Raw genomic sequence first — 5,119 nt, 5'->3', positions numbered from 1 at the left:
GAATAATATATATTTATATTGATTTAATGATTTTAGTTTTTTAAAAATGGGGAAATGGATATGAAGGTTAAATTTGCCGTAATAAAAGATGAGAACTTTGATTGTAGTTTTTTGGAAACAAAATTATTGAAAACTTTTAAAGAAGTAGATTGTGAAGCAGATATTGTAAAGGTTGAGGATGAAATTTTTGAAAACAATGATATACAAATGCATTTGTCAGAAATAACTATTAATGTTACTGGGAAAAATATCGGATTTAGATCCGTTTCAGCCAGTATATTTATTGTTCTAGAGAGTTTATCAATACAGCTATTTCGTATTCATATTAGTATACTTTAAGCAGTTCAAAAAGTGGATTCTTCAGAAAATCATACTGATTATATTGAGTTGTAAATATGAAAATAATAGAAATTATCGTAGGTGCTCCCGAATGTTGGATTGCACATTGTTTGTTGTTAAATAAACAAGGGATACTTTTTCTAATTTGAACGTATCTTAACGCTAATTTATAAATAGAAGAATGGAAACATGTGAGTAATTCAATTAAAATGTACAAATAATTTGGTACGCGGATATACGGAATGTATTCACAGGTAAGAGGGTTGTCTCATAATATATATAGATTTTTCTATTAAGATGAACAGAGGGTGTGAATATATGGAAGATGTTTACGCTAAAATTGACAGTCTCAAGGCGGAGCAAAAAGAAATTATGCGAGACATTCGAAATTTAGAAACGCGTACCACTATTAATGAGAAAGACATAGCAACAATCAATAAGCAATTAGAAAAAATAAGTACAAACACAACTTGGATTTTGCGAATTATTATTAGTACGATAATAATGTCAGTTTTAGGATTGATATTAAAAGGAATGATTTAGTCTTGTGAAATAGAACAATATAAAAGAAAGAGGGGAGCTCCCTCTTTCTTTTATATAAATGAGAAGCTATAAATTTTCCGTTTCCTTTTCCTTTTCATCTGCATATTTTTCCTCTAAAGAAATTAATAGAGGAATGGATACAGTTACTAGAATGATTAAAGTAGTTATAAAAGATTTAGAAAGAGAAAAAGAACCTTCAATGAAAGGTGATAAAAACTTGAATGAAAGTATACTTGTTATTAAGGAAATTACTAAAAAGCTAAAAAGAGATATATTTTTATTCTTTATAGATGTCTCTATAAAGTCTTTAACACAGGTTATTACGACAAATATAGTTAATATGATAAGAGAAACAAAATAATGTGTTAAATTCGTCATACTAATAGTAGGGTCTTCTATTATGTAAGCAAGTAACTTAGATACTAATATTCCTCCAAACAATAAAATAATAAAAGCAAGTAATCCTTCCAATATATAAGTGCTGAAATTGTCTTTCTTGTTAAAGAGTTTATAGTTTAGAGTAGATTGGGTTATTTGAATTAGGAATAGGGTAATAATCCATACATAATATACAAATGGTAATTCTCCTGAGAATAGAGAAATTAGAAAGTTTACTACTGTCCTTAAAATTTCAATCATTACGAAAGTCCTCCTACTTGTTCAGCTTTATGACATTAGGAATATATGAGTATATCATTTTATAATTAGGTTTATAGATTCAAACTATTTCTAATTATTCCATAATAAGGTGGTTATATCAAGTAGTTATCTTCTATGGCGTGTATTAGTTGTTCACTAATATAGTTAATACTAGAAAAATAAAAGTAATATGTAATATAATTGAAAAAGTATATTTAAAAATCGATGTTAATATTACCCTCCTATAAGTATTAACATACGTAATTGAGGTGTTTTCTTTGTTGTTTTATGACCGGATTTCTATAATGGCCCCTCCTGTTCCGTAGCTAAGGAAAGTCTTTTTATTTCTGGGATTTTCAAAGTTATAGGAGGGTATGAAAAATGAAAAAAGTCTCAGTACCATCACTTTTGTTAATGATTGTTCTTGTCGCATTTCCGCAAATTAGTGAAACGATTTACACACCATCTTTACCAGACATTTCAAAGGCATTACAGGTAAGTAATAATGAGGTGCAGTTAACACTTAGTGTGTATTTTGCTGGATTTGCGTTAGGTGTATTTTTTATTGGCTGGTTATCAGATATAATTGGTCGTCGCCGGGCGATGTTACTTGGAATTGTCGTATATGGCGTTGGGAGTTTCTTGTGCTTTATTGCAAATTCCATTGAAGTTTTATTGCTAAGTCGTTTTATTCAAGCGTTTGGAGCAAGTGCAGGATCCGTGGTTACACAAACGATTCTTCGGGAAAGTGTAGATGGGCATAAACGCCATGTTATGTTTGCTCAAATTTCGGCAGTCATTGCTTTTACACCAGCGATAGGCCCGCTAGTTGGGGGCTTTCTTGATCAAATGTTTGGATTTAAAATAGTATTTTTAAGTTTAGTTGTTATGAGTGTCGGGATTTTTCTGTATACGTTTGTTTCTCTTCCAGAAACAAAAACAGACTCAGTGACAAATAAAATAAATGTCTTTTCAGTATTGAAAAGATTAATTACAAATCCGAAAGTAGTAACATATGGGCTATTAATTGGAGGAGCAAATGGTGTTTTATTTAGCTATTATGCAGAAGCACCGTTTATCTTTATCGAATACTTTCAGTTATCACCCAGTACGTATGGATTTTTAGGAATTGTTGTTGCGTCTGCTTCTATTGTTGGAGCGAAAGTTTCAAAACGTCTACTGGTTACTTATAAGCCAGAGAAAATTATATATATCGGTTGTCTTGTAATGACAGGTGGAGCAGTCGTTTTATCTATTATTACTTCAGTTGGATCAAATCCAAATATAATATATATGATTGGATTTTTAGTAGCGATGTTTATATTGCTATTAGGAATTGGAGTAGCGTTACCTAATTGTTTAAGTTTAGCATTAGTAGATTTTCAAGATGTTATTGGTACAGCTGGTGCATTGTTTAGCTTAGGGTACTATATAATTGTAACGGTGACAATTTTGGGAATGAGTCAGCTGCATACAGGCTCGTTACTGGTGATGCCACTTTATTTTCTGGTTATTGTAGTTATTATGATGGTGTTTACTAAAGTGTTTATTTTAGGTAAACAAACTTCAAAAGCAATTTAAATATGAAATGGTAAAAGGGTCTCATTAAAAATGAGACTCTTTTATATTTTATGCCTCAAAATTGGACTGGACTAAAGAAGTTAGTAATTTATTAATATATTAAATTTCTGATTGGTATATGAATCTAACGTTTGGGAAATCACGTTATCAACTATGAAGATTGAAGTACATGAGATGTGAAACCGAGGAAGAAATGCCATCCTTGGTTATTTATATTGTAATAATATTCATACCGGAATCATATTGAATAGATGTATTTTATTGTTAATTTAGTTAAAAATTAAGCAGGCTTATGTATAATAATTTATTGAAAAAATAATTGAATTTTTCAGATTAATGAATTAATATAAGGTAAGTAATTTTAAGATTTATAGAATATTGGAAGATGAAGGTTTTGAGAATTTTATTAGGAGCACAAAACGATTTTAGGATAGCTTTAAAGCTAGTGTAAAATGACGTTTGCTTCATCATTTTCAGGGCCGAAAGGAATTAGGGGAAAGCATCTTGTTTTAAAATGCGGCTATGAATCATCTAAGAGGGGGAAGTGAAGTGGCAAACAAAGAATTGAAAAGAGGTTTAGAAGCACGTCATATTCAAATGATTGCTTTAGGCGGAACGATTGGTGTTGGTTTGTTTATGGGGTCAGCCAGCACAATTAAATGGACAGGTCCGTCAGTAATGCTTGCTTATGCAATTGCAGGTATTTTTATCTTCTTCATTATGCGTGCCATGGGAGAAATGTTGTATATGGAGCCAAGTACAGGCTCATTTGCGACATTCGGTCATAAGTATATTCATCCGCTAGCTGGTTATATGACAGCGTGGAGTAACTGGTTCCAGTGGGTTATCGTTGGGATGTCAGAAATTATCGCGGTTGGAGCGTATATGCAATATTGGTTCCCGGATTTACCAGCTTGGATACCAGGTATAATTGCCATGGTCATTCTTGGTGCAGCTAACTTAATTTCTGTTAAGTCATTTGGTGAATTTGAATTTTGGTTCGCGATGATTAAAATTGTTACGATTCTATTAATGATTATTGCGGGATTTGGTCTTATTTTCTTCGGAATTGGTAACGGTGGAGAAGCGATTGGTATATCTAATCTTTGGTCAAATGGCGGTTTCTTTACAGGTGGTTTTTCAGGATTCTTCTTTGCATTATCACTTGTAGTTGGAGCATATCAAGGTGTGGAATTAATCGGGATTACTGCTGGTGAAGCGAAAAATCCGAAGAAGACACTTACAAGAGCAATTCAAAGTACAATTTGGCGTATTTTAATATTCTATATTGGTGCTATTTTCGTTATTGTAACTGTGTATCCGTGGGATCAATTAAGTACAATTGGTAGCCCGTTCGTAGCGACTTTTGCGAAAGTTGGTATTACGGCAGCAGCTGGACTTATTAACTTCGTTGTAATTACAGCGGCAATGTCTGGTTGTAATAGTGGTATTTATAGTGCTGGACGTATGCTTTATACGTTAGGGATAAATGGACAAGCACCAAAATATTTCACAAAACTTTCTGGAAATGGTGTACCTTTATTTGGTACAGTTGGCGTAATTATCGGTTTAGCGGTTGGTGTTGTATTAAGCTATATTGCACCGAAAAACTTATTCGTATATGTATATAGTGCGAGCGTACTTCCTGGTATGGTACCATGGTTCGTCATTTTAATTAGTCAAATTCGTTTTAGAAAAGAAAAGGGAGCAGAGATGAAAGATCATCCGTTCAAAATGCCATTTGCTCCTGTAACAAACTATTTAACGATTGCCTTTTTAATTATGGTATTAATCGGAATGTGGTTTAACGATGATACTCGTATTTCACTAGTTGTAGGTATTATTTTCTTAGCTATCGTTACAATTAGTTTCTATGCTTTTGGAATAGGGAAGCGAGCTCCGTTAGACGTTCAAAACAATAAAGAGATTTCAAGTAAATAAAGAAAAGGCTGTTCATCTGGAACAGCCTTTTCTTATTGTTGATATAATTTGATTTGTGATAGATATATTTGAAAAA

5 protein-coding genes are annotated in these 5,119 nt (G+C 32.2%); 4 read left to right on the top strand and 1 reads right to left on the bottom strand.

Annotated elements, in window-relative coordinates:
* The first annotated feature begins 60 nt into the window (after positions 1-60).
* Together CN409_RS30935 and CN409_RS30930 are read left to right on the top strand one after the other, a co-directional pair.
* Positions 61-339 (top strand): hypothetical protein, encoded by a 279-nt coding sequence (locus CN409_RS30935; RefSeq protein ID WP_000864999.1) that lies wholly within the window; start codon positions 61-63, stop codon positions 337-339.
* 318 nt (positions 340-657) lie between these two features.
* Positions 658-882, top strand: a complete 225-nt coding sequence (locus CN409_RS30930) for a hemolysin XhlA family protein (RefSeq protein ID WP_000390464.1) — start codon at positions 658-660, stop codon at positions 880-882.
* 66 nt (positions 883-948) lie between these two features.
* On the opposite strand, the gene CN409_RS30925 is transcribed toward CN409_RS30930, so the two are convergent.
* Positions 949-1,521, bottom strand: coding sequence for a DUF5823 family protein (locus CN409_RS30925; RefSeq protein ID WP_000570041.1), 573 nt, complete (start codon positions 1,519-1,521; stop codon positions 949-951).
* Positions 1,522-1,902: 381 nt separating this feature from the next.
* Between CN409_RS30925 and CN409_RS30920 the strand changes: the two genes are divergently transcribed.
* Both CN409_RS30920 and CN409_RS30915 read left to right on the top strand, forming a co-directional pair.
* Positions 1,903-3,102: a multidrug effflux MFS transporter gene (locus tag CN409_RS30920; protein WP_000758019.1), complete on the top strand. Its 1,200-nt coding sequence runs from the start codon at positions 1,903-1,905 to the stop codon at positions 3,100-3,102.
* Between the two features lie 549 nt (positions 3,103-3,651).
* Positions 3,652-5,043 carry an amino acid permease gene (locus CN409_RS30915; RefSeq protein WP_001284408.1) on the top strand — a complete coding sequence of 464 codons (1,392 nt, stop codon included), beginning with the start codon at positions 3,652-3,654 and terminating at the stop codon, positions 5,041-5,043.
* The last annotated feature ends 76 nt before the right edge of the window (positions 5,044-5,119 follow it).

The organism is Bacillus sp. AFS012607 (assembly GCF_002558005.1).
GTDB lineage: Bacteria > Bacillota > Bacilli > Bacillales > Bacillaceae_G > Bacillus_A > Bacillus_A thuringiensis_S.
Note: the sequence above shows the minus strand (reverse complement) of the source record. Positions and strands in the feature narration are given on the sequence as shown.